General features: G+C 69.0%; 16 protein-coding genes and 1 tRNA gene. 11 read left to right on the top strand and 6 right to left on the bottom strand.

Annotated features, from left to right (window positions below):
* Nucleotide 1: 1 nt before the first annotated feature.
* Nucleotides 2-763 (top strand): sulfite exporter TauE/SafE family protein, encoded by a 762-nt coding sequence (locus ACKTT0_RS00905; RefSeq protein WP_407847351.1) that lies wholly within the window; start codon nucleotides 2-4, stop codon nucleotides 761-763.
* A gap of 29 nt (nucleotides 764-792) precedes the next feature.
* Nucleotides 793-1,719 (top strand): ornithine cyclodeaminase family protein, encoded by a 927-nt coding sequence (locus ACKTT0_RS00900; RefSeq protein WP_407847349.1) that lies wholly within the window; start codon nucleotides 793-795, stop codon nucleotides 1,717-1,719.
* 12 nt (nucleotides 1,720-1,731) lie between these two features.
* Here ACKTT0_RS00900 and ACKTT0_RS00895 read toward each other — a convergent pair whose 3' ends face one another.
* Both ACKTT0_RS00895 and ACKTT0_RS00890 read right to left on the bottom strand, forming a co-directional pair.
* The gene (locus tag ACKTT0_RS00895; RefSeq protein ID WP_407847347.1) at nucleotides 1,732-2,394 is read right to left on the bottom strand and encodes a GntR family transcriptional regulator; all 663 of its coding nucleotides are present in this window, start codon (nucleotides 2,392-2,394) and stop codon (nucleotides 1,732-1,734) included.
* Nucleotides 2,395-2,546: 152 nt separating this feature from the next.
* Complete coding sequence (locus tag ACKTT0_RS00890; RefSeq protein ID WP_407847345.1) at nucleotides 2,547-2,792, bottom strand: hypothetical protein; 246 nt, start codon at nucleotides 2,790-2,792, stop codon at nucleotides 2,547-2,549.
* A 381-nt stretch (nucleotides 2,793-3,173) separates the two neighbouring features.
* On the opposite strand from ACKTT0_RS00890, the gene ACKTT0_RS00885 reads away from it, so the two are divergent.
* Nucleotides 3,174-4,715, top strand: a complete 1,542-nt coding sequence (locus ACKTT0_RS00885; RefSeq protein WP_407847343.1) for a hypothetical protein — start codon at nucleotides 3,174-3,176, stop codon at nucleotides 4,713-4,715.
* A 7-nt stretch (nucleotides 4,716-4,722) separates the two neighbouring features.
* Here the strand turns inward: ACKTT0_RS00885 and ACKTT0_RS00880 are convergent, their stop codons facing one another.
* The 4 genes from ACKTT0_RS00880 to amaB form a co-directional block, all read right to left on the bottom strand.
* Nucleotides 4,723-5,754 carry an asparaginase gene (locus ACKTT0_RS00880; protein ID WP_407847341.1) on the bottom strand — a complete coding sequence of 344 codons (1,032 nt, stop codon included), beginning with the start codon at nucleotides 5,752-5,754 and terminating at the stop codon, nucleotides 4,723-4,725.
* 28 nt (nucleotides 5,755-5,782) lie between these two features.
* Nucleotides 5,783-6,424, bottom strand: a complete 642-nt coding sequence (locus ACKTT0_RS00875; RefSeq protein ID WP_407847339.1) for a flavin reductase family protein — start codon at nucleotides 6,422-6,424, stop codon at nucleotides 5,783-5,785.
* 13 nt (nucleotides 6,425-6,437) lie between these two features.
* Nucleotides 6,438-7,727 (bottom strand): phospholipase A, encoded by a 1,290-nt coding sequence (locus tag ACKTT0_RS00870; protein ID WP_407847337.1) that lies wholly within the window; start codon nucleotides 7,725-7,727, stop codon nucleotides 6,438-6,440.
* 102 nt (nucleotides 7,728-7,829) lie between these two features.
* Complete coding sequence (gene amaB / locus ACKTT0_RS00865) at nucleotides 7,830-9,332, bottom strand: L-piperidine-6-carboxylate dehydrogenase (RefSeq protein WP_407847336.1); 1,503 nt, start codon at nucleotides 9,330-9,332, stop codon at nucleotides 7,830-7,832.
* Between the two features lie 87 nt (nucleotides 9,333-9,419).
* Here amaB and ACKTT0_RS00860 point away from each other — a divergent pair, with 87 nt between their 5' ends.
* The 8 genes from ACKTT0_RS00860 to ACKTT0_RS00825 all read left to right on the top strand — a co-directional run bounded on the left by ACKTT0_RS00860 (nucleotide 9,420) and on the right by ACKTT0_RS00825 (nucleotide 15,022).
* Entirely contained in the window at nucleotides 9,420-10,199 is a 780-nt protein-coding gene (locus ACKTT0_RS00860) for an amino acid ABC transporter ATP-binding protein (protein WP_407847334.1), read from the top strand.
* 106 nt (nucleotides 10,200-10,305) lie between these two features.
* Nucleotides 10,306-11,097, top strand: a complete 792-nt coding sequence (locus ACKTT0_RS00855; RefSeq protein WP_407847332.1) for an ABC transporter substrate-binding protein — start codon at nucleotides 10,306-10,308, stop codon at nucleotides 11,095-11,097.
* A gap of 47 nt (nucleotides 11,098-11,144) precedes the next feature.
* The gene (locus tag ACKTT0_RS00850; protein ID WP_407847330.1) at nucleotides 11,145-11,837 is read left to right on the top strand and encodes an amino acid ABC transporter permease; all 693 of its coding nucleotides are present in this window, start codon (nucleotides 11,145-11,147) and stop codon (nucleotides 11,835-11,837) included.
* 3 nt (nucleotides 11,838-11,840) lie between these two features.
* On the top strand, nucleotides 11,841-12,530 hold the full coding sequence (locus ACKTT0_RS00845; protein ID WP_094807208.1) for an amino acid ABC transporter permease: 690 nt from the start codon (nucleotides 11,841-11,843) through the stop codon (nucleotides 12,528-12,530).
* Between the two features lie 48 nt (nucleotides 12,531-12,578).
* On the top strand, nucleotides 12,579-13,868 hold the full coding sequence (locus ACKTT0_RS00840) for an NAD(P)/FAD-dependent oxidoreductase (RefSeq protein WP_407847328.1): 1,290 nt from the start codon (nucleotides 12,579-12,581) through the stop codon (nucleotides 13,866-13,868).
* A 13-nt stretch (nucleotides 13,869-13,881) separates the two neighbouring features.
* Entirely contained in the window at nucleotides 13,882-14,466 is a 585-nt protein-coding gene (locus tag ACKTT0_RS00835) for a helix-turn-helix domain-containing protein (protein WP_407847326.1), read from the top strand.
* Between the two features lie 64 nt (nucleotides 14,467-14,530).
* A tRNA-Arg gene (locus ACKTT0_RS00830) sits at nucleotides 14,531-14,607 on the top strand.
* Nucleotides 14,608-14,644: 37 nt separating this feature from the next.
* Nucleotides 14,645-15,022, top strand: coding sequence for a hypothetical protein (locus ACKTT0_RS00825; protein ID WP_407847324.1), 378 nt, complete (start codon nucleotides 14,645-14,647; stop codon nucleotides 15,020-15,022).
* Nucleotides 15,023-15,027: the final 5 nt, after the last annotated feature.

Genomic DNA, 15,027 nt, shown 5'->3' with positions numbered 1-15,027 from the left:
CATGGCATTCGCGCAGAGCCTCATGCAGTTCGGCCCGGACCTGAGCTGGCCGGCGTACCTGGGCATGGGCGTGATGGTGGCGGCGGGAGCCTGGCTGCAAGGCATCGGCGGCCTGGGCTACGCCATGTTCTGCGCGCCCATCGCGGCGCTGCTTTTCCCCGTGCTGGTGCCCGGCCCGCTGCTGGCCATCGGCGGGCCGCTGGCGCTGCTGGCATACCTGCGCGAGCGCCCGGCGATGGACTGGCGCGTGGCCGGCGCGACGGTGGCGGGCCGCGTGGCCGGCACCATGCTGGCGGCGGTTTTCCTGGTGTGGTTCAGCGCCCGCACGCTGTCGCTGCTGTTCGCGCTGCTGATCCTGGCGGGCGTGGCGCTCAGCCTCATCGGCTGGCGCGCGCGCCCCAGCTTGCCGAACCTGGCCGCGGCCGGCGTGGCCTCGGGATTGATGGGCACTATCACTGCCGCCGGCGGCCCGCCCTACGCGGTGGCCATGCAGAGCCTGCGTCCCGCCACGGTGCGCGCCACGCTGGGCATGGTGTTCCTGGTCGGCACCGTCGTTTCGCTGGCGGCGCTGAGCTGGGCGGGCCGCATGAATGCCGCCCAATGGTGGATCAGCGCCGCCCTGCTGCCCTGGATGTGCGCCGGGTTCTGGCTGTCCACGCCCATGGCGCGGCGCTTTTCCCAGCAGAAGATCCGCCGCTACCTGTTGGCGGTCGCCACGCTGGGCGCGGCGGGCGTGCTGGCGCGCGTGGCGCTGGGCGGCTGATCCGCGTCCGCATGCTTAATGGAGACACGATGCTACATATCAACGATGCCATGGTCGACGAACTGGTCGACGCCGCCGCCGCCCAGCAAGTGGTGCGGGACGCCTTCGCGCGATTCGGGCGGGGCGAGGCCGCCATGCAGCAGCGCGAGCGCACCGAGGCCGGCGGCGTCAAGCTGTCGACGCTGGGCGCGGTAATCCCCGGGCAACAGGTGGCCGGCGCCAAGGTCTACACCACCATCGCCGGCCGTTTCGACTTCGTCATCCTGCTGTTTTCCACAACCGACGGCCGGCCGCTGGCCACGCTCGAGGCCAACGCCATCACGCGTCTGCGCACCGCCGCGAGCACGGTGGTGGCGGGCGCGCACCTGGCCCGCCCGGATTGCCGCCGCATGATGCTGTACGGCGCCGGCGTGCAGGGCCAGGCGCACGCCCGCCAGTTGGCGCGCGCCTATCCCCTGGAACGCATCACCGTGTCGGACCCGGGCGCCAGCGACGCGCTGCTGCGCGCCATGGAGCGCGATTGCCAGGTCGAGGTGCGGCGCAGCCCGGCGCGCGCGCCGGTCGAGGAGTCCGACATCGTGGTGACCGCCACGCGGGCGCGGCAGCCGCTGTTCGAAGGCGCCCGCCTGGCGCCCGGCGCCTTCGTGGCCGCTATCGGCTCCAGCCTGCCGGACACGCGCGAGCTGGACGACCGCGCGCTGGAGCGCGCCGGGCTGGTCGCCGTGGAATGGTTGCCGCAGAGCCTGCGGGAGGCGGGCGACCTGGTGCTGGCCGATCCGGCGCTGGACCTCGGCGAGCGCCTGGTCGAGCTCGGCGCGCTGGTCACCGGCGCGCACCCGGGGCGGCGGGACGCGCAGGAAATCACCTTGTACAAGGCGGTGGGAGTGGGGTTGGAAGACGTGGCGCTGGCGGGCCTGGCCTACCAGCGCCTGCGCGGAGGCCGCGCCGCGGCCTGACGGCCGGCGGCGTCAGGGTTCCATCTGGGCGGCGTTATAGACATGGCGGGCGGCCAGCAGGCTGGCCAGCTCGGCGTCGCCCTTGATCACCGCGCGCAGGATGGCGGCGTGCTCTTCCCAGTTCTGTTGCGCGCGCGCGCTGCTGAAAGGCGCGAACAGCACCGCGGTGCGGTCGCGCAGCGATAGCATGACTTCCTGTAGCACCGAATTGGCGGCCACGCGCCCCAGCGCCCCGTGAAAGCGCCGGTTCAACTGGGTGAGCGTGTCCAGGTCGGCGTCGGCGGCCAGGCGCGTGCCTTCGGCCAGCAGGGCCTCCAGGTCGGCGATCTGGGCCGGGTCGTGGCGTTGCGCCGCCAGCTTGGCGTTGAGGGCCTCGAGGGTGGCGCGCACTTCGACCAGTTCGCGCAACTGGCCGCGCTCGAACTGGGTGACCGAGGCGCCGCGGCGCGGCTCGATGGTCACCAGCCCGCATGCCGCCAGCTGCCGCAACGCTTCGCGCACGGGCATGCGCGACACCGAGAATTCTTCCGACAGCCGGCCTTCGACCAGGCGCTCGCCGGGAGCGATGGCGCCGCTGAGGATCTTCTCCCGCAGCGCGTCGACGACCAATTGTGTCAGCGGAGAATGATTGAGCCCGATGCGGTTGTCTCCGGTGGCGGGGGCCGTGGTCTGCATTGTGTCCATCCGTTTATTCCATCTATCGTGCGTGCGCGTGGGCGACAGCGCGGGCGCTCGCAAGCCAGCATGCTGCCTGGCTAATGTATACGGAGATGGATTCTTGTGTCGAGCCGATACGGCTACGCTGCCGCGCCTGTCATTGCGCAATATCAGGTTTGCGCGGCCTCGCGCCGGGCGCGGCGGATCTCGGCGAACGAGCGGGTGTCCTGCATGGCGGGCGCCCACAGGCGCTCGGGCGAGAGAGTACGCAGGCGCGCCGCCTGCCAGGCCACGAAGGCCCGTTCAATGCGGGCCGCGAGGCTGGGGCGACGGGCGCCGCGCAGGGTGTTCCAGCCGGTGGTGAGACGGGCGGATTCGTGGGGCTGGTCGGTGAATTCGAATACGGAATCAGTCATGGTAAGACCTGTGGCCTGAAGGGGCGGGCCGCGACGGATGATCGCGCCGCCTGTAGTGCGAGTCCCTCCATTATAAGGGTTTCTACGGATATCGTATTCACTGAGGCCGGTCACTGCACAAAAACGACGATTCCGCCCGGCTGTGCGCACCCGCCAGGGGCGCCGACATGGTCCAGGGCGGCGCGCCCTGGATGATTTGCACCACTTCGGTGCATATTTGTATACCGTTTTGTAATCTTTGCCAGGGATTGGCACGAGGATTAGCCGGAATGGCGTGCGCAACGGCCATTTTTCCGGGTAAATACTAGGGGATTTTGCTGTTGCATGTGTATATTGTATACGGAGTAGCTTTCTTTACTTGAATATTGGGGAGAAGCAGCCATGGACACTTCGTTGGCCATCGGGCCAGCGCACTGGGCTTATCTGGCCGGCGTGCTGGTGATCATCGTCACGATGGCATTCCGCGCGAACGTGGTCGTGCCGTCGATCATCGCCACCGCCGTGGTGGCGTTTGCCTGGTCCGGCAGCCTGGTCACCGGCATCGGCAGCATCTTCAGCGCCAGCATGACCGCCGCGCGGGAGCTGTTCAACATCTTCCTGATCATCGCCCTGATGACGGCGCTGTTGAACTCGCTCAAGCACATTGGTTCGGACATACGCATGGTGCGGCCCTTTCGCGCCGTGATGACCAACGGGCACACCGCGTTCTTCATCCTGGCCCTGGTCACTTATCTGATCTCGCTGTTCTTCTGGCCCACGCCGGCGGTGCCGCTGGTGGCCGCCGTATTGCTGCCGGCCGCCATCGCCGCGGGCCTGCCACCGCTGGCGGGCGCGATGGCGATCGCCATCGCGGGGCAGGGCATGGCGTTGTCGTCGGACTACGTCATCGGGGTCGCGCCGGGCATCAGCGCCAAGGCGGCCGGCGGCATCAGCGCGGCGCTGGTGGGCGACCGCGCGCTGGTCCTGTCGCTGATCGTGGGCGCGGTGGCGCTGTCGCTGTCGTACTGGAAAATCCGCAGGTTCATCCAGCCGGGCAGCAACGCGCTGCTGGAGCGCTGGGAGCTCACGCCCACCGGCCTGGGACTGCAGCCCGTGCAGGGCGCGGGGCCCTACGACAAGGCCGAGATCGCCCGCGGCACGGCGCACGAGCACGACCTGGCCACGGACGCCGAGATCGAAGCCGAGCTGCGGCGCGACGACCACGCCGGGGCCTCCCGCATGTTCGCCATCCTCACGCCGCTGGCTTTCCTGCTGGTCGTGCTGGTGATGGTCGCGCCCAAGTTCATCAGCGGCGCGCCCGAGTTGAAGGGCGGCGATGCCGCCATGCTGATCGGCGGCGTCGCGGCGCTCTTGATGATATGGGCCACCATGGCGGCCGAGGGCTGTCGCAAGATGCTCGACCTGGCCGCCGACCACCTGACCGACGGCTTCGTGTTCGCCTTCAAGGCCATGGGGTCGGTGCTGCCGATCGCCGGCTTTTTCTTCATCGGCTCGGACAGCACGGCGGGCAGCATCCTGGGCATTCCGGCCGGCCAGCACGTGCCCAACCTGCTGTTCGAACTGGTGCAGGCGGGCCAGCACCTGATCCCGGACAGCCAGTTGCTGGTGGGGCTGGGCGTGCTGGCGATGGGCATGATTACCGGCATCGACGGATCGGGCTTTTCGGGCCTGCCGCTGACGGGCACGGTGGCGGGTGCGCTCGGGCCGGCGGCGGGCGTCGAGCCCGCCGCGCTGGCCGCCATCGGCCAGATGGGGGCGGTCTGGACTGGCGGCGGCACGCTGATCGCCTGGTCGTCGCTGATCGCGGTGGCGGGGTTCGCCCGCGTGCCGGTGCTGGAAGTGGCGCGGGCCCTGTTGATCCCGGTGGTGTGCGGGCTGGTGCTGGCCACCGTGGCGGCCGTGCTGTTGTGGGGCGTGGCCTGAAACCGCTTCAGTGGCGGCGCAGCGTGAACGCCGGGCGCACCTGTCCGGTACGCAGCCCGGCAGCATTGCGAAGTTCGGGCTGCGCCAGCGCGTGCAGGGCCGAACCGGGCGCGCCGGCGGCCAGGCCGAGCTGCCGGAGCGCCTCGATAGCGGCGGCATAGACCGCGGCCATGTTGCCGTCGGAGACTTTCACCGCGATGCCCAGCCCCTGGCTGCGCAGCCCGAGGCCTTGCACGCCGTCGGCGCCGACCTTGGCGACCCAGTCGCCCGGCGCCGCGCTCATGAACGCCAGGTCCGAGCGCCGGGAGCCGGACACCAGGAACGGATGGCTCACCATGGCGTCGTACAGCATGCGCAGGGCCGCCGCCGTGTCACCATGCCCGGGACTTGGCGCCGCCAGCCCGGCATAGCCGCGCGCCAGCGCGGACAGGGGCAGGGCGTAGGTCGGCGCCGAACAGCCGTCCACTGCCGCGCGCAATGCCTCGTCCGGCGCGCCGCAGGCCTGCGCGATGGCGGCGCGCACGGCGGCCTGCAAAGGGTGGCCGGCGGCCAGGTAATCGTGCCGGCCCAGCCGGTGCTGCGCGCAATACGCCAGGAACCCGGCATGCTTGCCCGAGCAATTGTGGTGCAGCGGGGTCGGCTGGAAGTCCGCCGGCGCGCTGGCGCCGGGCATCTCGAAAGCAATCGGCGCGTGGCAGCCGCACTGCAATTCGGCGGGCGCGCAGCCGGCGCGCTCCAGGATGGCGGATACGCCGGCCACGTGCTCGGCCTCGCCGGAATGGCTGGCGCACAGCAGCGCCAGGTGGCGGGACTGCAGGCCGAAATATTGCGCGCCGCCGGCGCGCACGAACGGCAGGGCCTGGAAGGGCTTGAGCGCCGACCGCGCGAAAGTCGGGGCATCGGGGTCGCCGGCGCTGGCCACCAGGCGGCCGTCGGCGTCCACCACGGCAATCGAGCCGTAGTGCTGGCATTCGACGGCGTCGCCGGCGGCATCGGGGCCGCCGCGCGTGCGTTCGACAAGCAGCGTATGTGTGGGCATGCGGCCTTTGCCTGGGCGGGTCGTGGCGTCAGTCGCGCGGCTCGCCGCTGGCGCGCCAGTCGGCCTCGCTCCAGCGCGGCACTTCGACCAGTTCGCCCTGGTAGGTGTACCAGCCGCCGCCATGCATGCGGCCCACCAGGTCGAGGTTCGGGGTGTCGATATAGCAGCGGTCCGCATCCAGCACCGCGTCGTCGCGCACATGAAAGGCCAGGATCTCGGCCACCACGATGCGCCGCTCGGGGCCCATGTCCAGGATCTGGCGCACCACGCACTCCATGGCGACCGGGCTGTCGGCAATGCGCGGCGGCGCCACCTTGTGCGAGGCGGCGACCGCCAGCCCGGCGGCCTGCAGCTCGTCGACGCCGGGAGCGAAGTCGATGGCCGTCACATTCATGCGCTTGAGCAGCGCGGCCGACACCATGTTGACCACGAAACCCGAATCGATGCGCAAGTTGGCGCCCGTATCCTTGGGGCCGTCCGGCCGCGAGCCCACGCCGATGCAGACGATCGGCGGGTCGCCCGACATGGCGCCGAAGAACGAGAACGGCGCGGCGTTGTTGCGCCCTTGCTCGTCCTGGCTGACCACCCAGGCGATCGGGCGCGGCACGATCGTCGAGGTCATCAGCTTGTAGGCGTTGCGGCGATCGATGGCGGACAAGTCGAAATACATGGCGGGAAGCCTCCTACGGCACGATGGACAGGCCGATGCGGAATTGCGATTCGTTGCGCTGGTTATAGCCCAGTAGCGTTTCGCCGTAGCCGTTGAAATACTGGAGGTGCAGGTAGCCGTTCATGTCCAGCCAGGTGCGGCGCAACGGCCAGGCGAAGTCGAGCTGGGTGGTGCGATGGCGGCTGGCGCCCTGGCGGTACATGGCCGATATGACGGCGCCGTTGTCCTGGGCCCAGCGCAGGTTCCAGTCGACGAAGCCGGCGTAGTCGCGGTAGTCGGAGTTCTCGTCCGCCACGCCGACGTACGCCTTGATCTTGGGCGCGAAGGTCAGGGTGCTGCCGCCATCGAAACGGTAGTTGATCGCGGGCTGCACATAGGCGTCATTGAGCGAACGCGAATCGTCGCCGCTCTTGCCGTTGGACATGTGCTCGATACCGGTGTTCAGGCCCAGCCGCCAGTGCTGGCTGGGCGAAGTCCAGAGGTTGTCGGACAGCCAGAACACGCTGGGATTGAAGGTCGTGTCGATGAATGGCATCGAATCGCCCTGCAGGTCCCACAGCGAGGTCTGCGTATAGCCCAGGTAGAAGTTCTCGCCGAAGGTGGCCGGGCGGCCGCCGGGCGGTGTGAAAAGGCGGTACTTGGCGCTGATCTGGAAGCGGGCCGTGGTGCGGTCCCGCGTACCGATGTCGAAGTACATGGGCTGGTATTCGGAGATCGCGCCACGGAAGGCGTCGAACGCGGTGGGCTGGGCATGGAACTGGCTGCGCGCCGCGTCGGCGGGCGCCGGCCCGGCATCCGGCTGGGCGCCGGTGGCGGTCACGGCGGCCACCGGCACGGGTTCGCCGGTGCTTGCGTCGACCACCGGTCCTTGGGCCGGCGCGCTGGCCAGCGTGCCGCTTTCACGGCCGGACACGTCCAGCGCCATCATGGTGGGTTCGCCTTCGATCGACAGGGCCTGCAGGCCCTGCGCCTGGCGGGGCACCACCGTGCTCCAGGCCACGCGGGCGAAGTTGTTCACCGGGATGTTCAGCGGCGCCTGCGGGCTGGCGAGCGAGGCCATGCTGCGCACGATGGCGCCGTCGGCGCCGCGCCATTGCACCACCAGTTGCGCCGGCGGCTGCCATTGCGCGCCGGTCTCGCCGTCGTTGAAATAAACGGCCTGGATCTGCACCGTCTCGCCGGGCGAGGCGGCCGGGCGCTCGAGCTGGTAGGTGATGCCGGCCATGGCCGGCGTCGCGAGCCCCAGCAGCGCCGCCAGGACCGGCGCGCGCAGCGGGGAAGGGGTAGCGGTGTCCGAAAACATGATGAAGCAGGGAAATAAGATGACGACGCACTGTAGCACCGCATCAGGGGGCTCCTGCAACCGCATGTAAGCAAACGATTGCGAAGCCCCGCGCGGAGCCCGCTATGCGCCGAACTTGATGCCCTGCGCGAGCGGCAGTTCGCGCGAATAATTGATGGTGTTGGTGGCGCGCCGCATGTAGTTCTTCCAGGCGTCCGAGCCGGACTCGCGGCCGCCGCCGGTTTCTTTCTCGCCGCCGAACGCGCCGCCGATCTCGGCGCCCGAGGTGCCGATGTTGACGTTGGCGATGCCGCAGTCCGAGCCGGCGGCCGACAGGAAGGCCTCGGCTTCGCGCAGGTCGTTGGTGAAGATCGCCGACGACAGGCCCTGCGGCACGCCGTTGTGCATGGCCAGCGCCTGGTCGAAGCCGCTGTAGCGCATCACGTACAGGATCGGCGCGAAAGTCTCGTGGCATACCACGTCGGTCTGCCCCGGCATCTCGACGATGGCCGGCCGCACGTACCAGGCGTCCGGATAGGTGTCGGCCAGCACGCGTTCGCCGCCGGTCACGGCGCCGCCCTGTTCGCGCGCCGCTACCAGGGCCTGCTGCATGGCGTCGAAGGCGGCGCGGTCGATCAGGGGGCCCACCAGCGTGCCGGCCTCGAGCGGATTGCCGATCGGCGCGCTGGCATACGCGGCGCGCAGGCGCGCCAGCAGGTCGTCGGCGATGCTCTCGTGCACGATCAGGCGGCGCGTGGTGGTGCAGCGCTGCCCGGCCGTGCCGATGGCGCCGAATACGATGCCGCGCGCCGCCATGTCGAGGTCGGCCGAGGGCGCCACGATGATCGCGTTGTTGCCGCCCAGCTCCAGCAGCACCCGGCCGAAGCGCTGCGCCACGCGCGGCGCCACCTGGCGCCCCATGCGCGTGGAGCCGGTGGCCGACACCAGCGCCACGTCGTGCGAGTCGACCAGCGCCTCGCCCACCTGGCGGCCGCCGATCAGCACTTCCAGCAGGCCCGCCGGCGCGTCGCCGAACTGCTGCAGCGCCTGTGCGAACAGCGCCTGGCAGGCCAGGGCGGTCAGCGGCGTTTTTTCGGACGGCTTCCATACCACGGCGTTGCCGCACACCAGCGCCAGCGCGGTGTTCCATGACCACACCGCGACCGGGAAATTGAATGCACTGATCACGCCGACCACGCCGAGCGGATGCCAGGTTTCCATCATGCGGTGGCCGGGGCGTTCCGAGGCGATGGTCAGGCCGTACAGTTGCCGCGACAGGCCGAGGGCGAAGTCGCAGATATCGATCATTTCCTGGACCTCGCCTTCGCCCTCGGCCAGGATCTTGCCGGCTTCCAGCGAGACCAGCCGGCCCAGGTCGCGCTTGTGGCGGCGCAGCACGTCGCCGAACAGGCGCACCAGCTCGCCGCGGCGCGGCGCGGGCACCAGCCGCCAGGCCTGGCTGGCCTGGCGCGCCCGCGTGATGGCGGCGTGGGCCTGCGCCACGGTGTGCTCCTGCACTTGCGCCAGGCGCGCGCCGTCGATGGGGCTGTGCGCCGCCAGCGTGCCGCCTTGCAGGACGGTGTCGTTCAGGCCGAGGGCGCGCAGGATCTCTTGGGGCGTGGTCATCGCATGTCTCCTTGGGGCGGCAGCGTTAGGGAAATGCCTAAGTGGAATCGCGGCAGAAAAATTTACTATACGAAACTCTGACGTCGAATGCGAAACCTTTTTTTGGGATGGCAGCCCGTGCCGGATCCATTGGTCGTGGTCGAAGCAGTACACAAGACCTTTCATCGCGAAGGACAGCCGCCGCATGCGGCGCTCACCGACATCCACTGCCGCATCGAGCGCGGCGAAGTGCTGGTGGTGGTGGGGCCGTCGGGCTCCGGCAAGAGCACCTTGCTGCGCACGCTCAACGGGCTGGAGTCGATCGACGCGGGCGATATCCGCATCGACGGCGTGTCGATCTCGGATGCCGCCACCGACCTGAACCGCTGGCGCACCGAAGTGGGCATGGTGTTCCAGCATTTCAACCTGTTCCAGCATCGCACTGCCCTGGACAACGTGGCGCTGCCGCAATGCGTGGTGCGCAAGCGCGGCCGCGCCGAGGCCGAGCGCTATGCGCGCGGGCTGCTGGAGCGGGTCGGCATGGCCGAGTTCGGCGCCCGCTATCCCAGCCAGCTGTCCGGCGGGCAGCAGCAGCGGGTGGCGATCGCCCGGGCGCTGGCCATGGACCCGAAGCTGATGCTGTTCGACGAAGCGACCTCGGCGCTCGACCCCGAAACCGTGGGCGGCATTCTCGACTTGATGCGCGAGCTGGCCCGCGACGGCATGACCATGGCCGTGGTCACTCACGAAATGGGCTTCGCCCGCGACGTGGCCGACCGCGCGCTGTTCATGGACGGCGGCCGCATCGTCGAAGAGGGCGTGCCCGAGATGCTGTTCCGCGCGCCCAGCCACCCGCGCACGCGGGCGTTCCTGGACAAGATTCTGTAGCACCCGCGCCGGCCGCCGCAGGGTGCGCGGCCGGCGCGGCAACCACTGCAGTACCGCCCGGCGTGTTCCGCGCCCGGCGGCCCATACCACCAAAGAGGGTCTTGACATGCAGAAAATCAAACAATGGCTGGGCATCGCGACACTGGCCCTGACCGCGGCCTGCGCCGCCTCGGCGGCGCGCGCCGATGCGCTGGACGATATCCTCAAGCGCGGCGAATTCCGCGTGGCGGTGCAGACGTCCGGCCCGCTGATGAGCTTCATGGACAAATCCGGCAAGCGCACCGGCCTGGCGGTCGAGCTGGCGCGCCGCATGGCCGACGACCTGGGCGTCAAGCTGGTGCTGCAGGACTACGAATGGAAAGGCCTGATCCCCGCGCTGCTGGCCGGCAAGGCCGACATGATCGCCGCCGACATGACGCCGACGCCGCAGCGCGCCGCGCAGATCCTGTTCTCGGCGCCGATGTTCTACGCCGAGACGGTGGCCGTGGTGCCGACCGATTCGCCCTACAAGCACTTCAACGAGCTCAACAAGGCGGACGTCACTATCGGCGCGCTGGGCGCCAGCACGTATGCGGAAGCCACGCGCAAGCTGCTGCCGCAGGCCAAGCTCAAGGAATTCTCCGGCGGCAGCGCGCCGGTGGGCCAGGCCTTGTCGAGCAACCGGCTGGATGCGGGGGTGATGGCGCTGAGCACGGCCAACCAGTTCGTGGCCGACTTCAAGAATCTGCGCGTGCTGGAAGGCGTCATGGTGCGCGAACCCCTGGCGTTCGCGGTGGCGCCCGATGCCTATCGCCTGAAATTCTGGCTGGATAACTGGCGCGAGCTGCGCACCGCCGACAACTCGCTGCCCGAGACCGTCAAGTACTGGTACTCCACCGACTGGAAGAAGGAGCACTGATGGCGGCCCGGCGCATGGTCCGCTTGCGTGCCGGCAGGTCATAGCCCATGAACTGGCTGATCGACTACTACAACTGGCGCATCGTCGGCCAGTACACCGACCAGTTCATCGCCGGGCTGGCCAATACGCTGATCGCGGCCGGCGCCAGCCTGGTGTTGTCGGTGGCGCTGGGCGTGCCGGTGGCGCTGGCGCGCATGGCGCGCCGGGGCCTGGCCTGGCGTCCGGCGGCGGGCTATATCCAGTTCATCCGCGCGACCCCGCTGTTGGTGCAGATCTACCTGGTGTACTACGCGCTGCCGGCTTTCATACCAGCCGCCAAGGGCTGGAGCGAGATGATCCTCGGCATCGTCGCGCTCACCCTGCACCATACGGCCTACATGAGCGAGATCGTGCGCGTCGGCATCCAGTCGGTGCCGCGCGGCCAGATCGAGGGCGCCAAGGCGGTGGGCATGAGTTTCGGCCAGCGCCTGCGCTACGTGGTGCTGCCCCAGGCGTTCGCCAACACCCTGCCGCCGCTGCTGGGCCAGACCGCCGTGCTCATCAAGGACACCTCGCTGCTGTCGCTGATCGCGGTGTTCGAACTGGTGGCCGCCGGCGTGTTGATGAACAGCGAGCGCATCGTGCCCAACGAGAGCTTCCTGACCATCGCGGCCGGATACCTGCTGATCTACGCCTTCATGCTGGGGCTGTCGCGGCTGGTTGGCCTGTGGCTGGCCGGTCCCGCCTGGAACGCGAGGTAACGCATGCTGCAAGAGTACCTGTCGACCGCCGTGACGGTGATGCCCTTCCTGCTCAAGGGCTTCCTGGAAACGCTGAAGGTGTCGTTCGTGGCCATCATCGCCGGCTCGGCGCTGGGGTTTGTCATCGGCGTGCTGCGCAGCTACCGGATCCGCGTGCTGCACCAGTTGCTGGGCCTGTACATCCACGTGCTGCGCGGCACGCCGTTCCTGGTGCAGCTGTACGTGTTCTATTTCGTGCTGCCCAGCAGCGGCGTGGCCTGGCTGGAATGGGATTCCGATACGGCGGCCTTCGTGTCGCTGTCGGTGTATACGTCCAGCTATGTGGCCGAGATCGTCATGGGCGCCATCCAGGCGGTGCCGCGCGGGCAGACCGAGGGCGCCATGACGCTGGGCCTCAAGCCGCTGCAGATCCTGCGGCTGGTGGTGCTGCCGCAGGCCATGCGGCTGATCGTGCAGCCGATGAGCGGCGTATACGTCATGCTGATCAAGAGCACCGCCATCCTGTCGGTGGTCGGCATTACCGAACTGACGCGCCAGGGCGAAGTCTTCATGATCACTTACCCTAGCAAATCGCTGTTCATCTACGCCCTGATCGCGCTGATCTATTTCATATACTGCTATCCCTTGCTGCGCCTGGCCAACTGGGTCGAAAAGCGGGTCGCCGGATCGCTGGCCCCGGCCTCGCTGGCCTGAGCCCGTCCCGCCGCCCGCATCCCAAGCCGGTCCGCACGCCGAGCCACCATGGTTTCCGACTACATCGACACCTTCTACAGGCGCACGCTGGGCGATGCGCATACGCGCTACGGCGCGCTGGCCGGGCTGGCCGACACCGAAGTCTGCGTGGTGGGGGGCGGCCTGGCCGGCCTGACGGCCGCGCTGGAGCTGGCGCGCCGCGGCCGCCAGGTGACCCTGCTCGAGGCGCGTCGCGTCGGCTGGGGCGCATCGGGCCGCAACGGCGGGTCCGTATCGCCGGCGTTTTCGGCTGGCGCCGACCTGATCCGCAAGCGCGTCGGCCAGCGCGGCTACGAGGCGCTGTACCGCTTGTCCATCGAGGGCGTGGAAATCATCCGCGCCAATATCCGCGACCTGGCCATCGGCGACGCGCGCCAGGTCGACGGCCGGCTGCGCGTGCTGCGCTACGACGACACCGATGCGCTGCGCCGCTATTGCGACGAGCAGCGCCAGTTCGGGCGCGATGTGCGCCTGCTGGCGCGCGACGAAGTGCGCGAGCTGCTGCGCTCCAAGGCCTATTTCCAGGGCGTCTACGACCCGGCTTCGTTCCATTTCCATCCGCTCAACTATGCGCGCGCGCTGGCGCGCGAATGCGCGCGCCTCGGCGTGCGCATCCACGAGGATTCCCCGGTGCGCTCGGCCGACCTGGCGGGCGCCGTCAAGCGCCTGGCCACGCCGGAGGCCACCCTCGAAGCCCAGACGGTGGTCCTGGCCACCGGCGGCTATACCGACGGGCTGGTCCCGGCGTTGCGCCGCGCCATGCTGCCCATCGCGACCTACATCATGCTGACCGAGCCGCTGGGCGAACGGGTGCGCGACGCCATCCGCACCGATGCGGCCATCGGCGATACGCGCCGCGCCGGCAACTACTACCGGGTGGTGGAGGGCGGGCGCATCAGCTGGGGCAGCCACATCACCACCCGCATCGATGATCCGCCCGACCTGGCCGAGTCCCTGCGCGCCGAGCTGCTGTCGGTATATCCGCAACTGGCCGGGGTGCGCGTCGAAGTCGCCTGGTCGGGCCGCATGGCCTACGCTCGGCACCTGATGCCGCAGATCGGCAGGCTGCAGCCCGGCGTCTGGTACTGCACCGCGTTCGGCGGGCACGGCATGAACACCACGGCCATCGGCGGCCGGGTGGTGGCGGAAGGCATTTGCGGCGAGAGCGAGCGCTATCGCCAGTTCGCACCGTTCGGGCTGGACTGGAACGGCGGCCCGCTCGGCACCGCGGCGGTGCAAATGACATACTGGTCGTACCAGGCCCGCGACTGGCTGCGCGAACGCCGTTCACGCGCATGATAGGGGAACGCCCATGCAAGGCACCAAGCAAGGCGTCCTGGCGCAACGGCTGCGCGACCTGCGCAAGGCGCGCGACTGGACCCTGAAGCAGGCTGCCCAGGCCACTGGCGTTGCCGCCTCGACGCTGTCCAAGATCGAGAACGGCCTGCTGTCGCCCACCTACGACAACTTGCTGAAGATCGCCGCCGGGCTGGAGCTGGACGTGGCCGAGCTGTTCATGCCGTCGCACGAGCACATGGGGACCGGCCGCCGCTCCATCAGCCTGCGCGGCGAGGGGCGTTCCTACGAAACGCCGTACTACGACCATCGGCTGCTGTGCAACGCGCTGTCGCACAAGCGCATGATGCCGTTCTACACGCGGGTCAAGGCGCGCTCGTTCGGCGAGTTCCACGACTGGAGCCGGCACCGCGGCGAGGAATTCGTCTATGTGCTGAGCGGCGAGATCGAGTTGCACACCGAGTACTACCAGCCGGCTCGCCTGGCGGCCGGCGAGAGCTTCTATATAGATAGCCGCATGGGGCACCGGGTGATCAGCGTCAGCGCGGAAGACGCCATGGTGCTGTGGGTGTCGACCGCCGCCGAGCTGGACGGGGAGTGAGGGCAATCCGGGCAATCCGGCACGGTACAATTGCCGCGCGTTATCATACGCGCAGGCCCGTAACCCGCCCTTAGCTCAGTTGGATAGAGCACTCGCCTTCTAAGCGAGCGGTCACACGTTCGAATCGTGTAGGGCGGGCCACCACCGCGGATTCCGGTCCACCCAGAAGGCGAAAACCATGAGAAAGCAAAGTGCGTTATTGGCTGGCGGCGTGCTCCTGGCATGTTCCGTCTCGGTGCAGGCGGCCAGCATGGCCTTCATGAATCACACCATCCTGACCAGCATCCCCAAGCAGGACCTCGCCGATTTCCGCACCACGGTCCACAACGTGCTGGAAAACCAGCCCGACGGCGCCAGCTCCACCTGGACCAGCTCCGCGCCGCGGCGCGGCCAGCCGGTCAGCGTGAAGATGACCGTCGACCACACCGTCGAGACCCAGAAGGCCAGCAAATGCCGCCAGCTCGACGCCCTGGTCAGCAGTGGCGCCGGCTCGGAAGACTGGTCGTTCCTGTTCTGCCGGCAGCCTTCGGGCCAGTGGAAGGCCAGCCATAACTGACGGAC

The organism is Bordetella saccharivorans (genome assembly GCF_045862855.1).
GTDB classification, from domain to species: Bacteria; Pseudomonadota; Gammaproteobacteria; order Burkholderiales; family Burkholderiaceae_B; genus Bordetella_A; species Bordetella_A petrii_F.
The sequence above is the reverse complement of the archived record's forward strand: the minus strand, read 5'-3'. Positions and strand labels throughout refer to the sequence as shown.

Excerpts from the sequence above, each read along its gene's own strand:
- ACKTT0_RS00905 (WP_407847351.1), top strand. The coding sequence starts at position 2 with ATGGCATTCGCGCAGAGCCTCATGCAGTTCGGCCCGGACCTGAGCTGG.
- ACKTT0_RS00900 (WP_407847349.1), top strand. The coding sequence starts at position 793 with ATGCTACATATCAACGATGCCATGGTCGACGAACTGGTCGACGCCGCC.
- ACKTT0_RS00895 (WP_407847347.1), bottom strand. The coding sequence starts at position 2,394 with ATGCAGACCACGGCCCCCGCCACCGGAGACAACCGCATCGGGCTCAAT.
- ACKTT0_RS00890 (WP_407847345.1), bottom strand. The coding sequence starts at position 2,792 with ATGACTGATTCCGTATTCGAATTCACCGACCAGCCCCACGAATCCGCC.
- ACKTT0_RS00885 (WP_407847343.1), top strand. The coding sequence starts at position 3,174 with ATGGACACTTCGTTGGCCATCGGGCCAGCGCACTGGGCTTATCTGGCC.
- ACKTT0_RS00880 (WP_407847341.1), bottom strand. The coding sequence starts at position 5,754 with ATGCCCACACATACGCTGCTTGTCGAACGCACGCGCGGCGGCCCCGAT.
- ACKTT0_RS00875 (WP_407847339.1), bottom strand. The coding sequence starts at position 6,424 with ATGTATTTCGACTTGTCCGCCATCGATCGCCGCAACGCCTACAAGCTG.
- ACKTT0_RS00870 (WP_407847337.1), bottom strand. The coding sequence starts at position 7,727 with ATGTTTTCGGACACCGCTACCCCTTCCCCGCTGCGCGCGCCGGTCCTG.
- amaB (WP_407847336.1), bottom strand. The coding sequence starts at position 9,332 with ATGACCACGCCCCAAGAGATCCTGCGCGCCCTCGGCCTGAACGACACC.
- ACKTT0_RS00860 (WP_407847334.1), top strand. The coding sequence starts at position 9,420 with ATGCGAAACCTTTTTTTGGGATGGCAGCCCGTGCCGGATCCATTGGTC.
- ACKTT0_RS00855 (WP_407847332.1), top strand. The coding sequence starts at position 10,306 with ATGCAGAAAATCAAACAATGGCTGGGCATCGCGACACTGGCCCTGACC.
- ACKTT0_RS00850 (WP_407847330.1), top strand. The coding sequence starts at position 11,145 with ATGAACTGGCTGATCGACTACTACAACTGGCGCATCGTCGGCCAGTAC.
- ACKTT0_RS00845 (WP_094807208.1), top strand. The coding sequence starts at position 11,841 with ATGCTGCAAGAGTACCTGTCGACCGCCGTGACGGTGATGCCCTTCCTG.
- ACKTT0_RS00840 (WP_407847328.1), top strand. The coding sequence starts at position 12,579 with ATGGTTTCCGACTACATCGACACCTTCTACAGGCGCACGCTGGGCGAT.
- ACKTT0_RS00835 (WP_407847326.1), top strand. The coding sequence starts at position 13,882 with ATGCAAGGCACCAAGCAAGGCGTCCTGGCGCAACGGCTGCGCGACCTG.
- ACKTT0_RS00825 (WP_407847324.1), top strand. The coding sequence starts at position 14,645 with ATGAGAAAGCAAAGTGCGTTATTGGCTGGCGGCGTGCTCCTGGCATGT.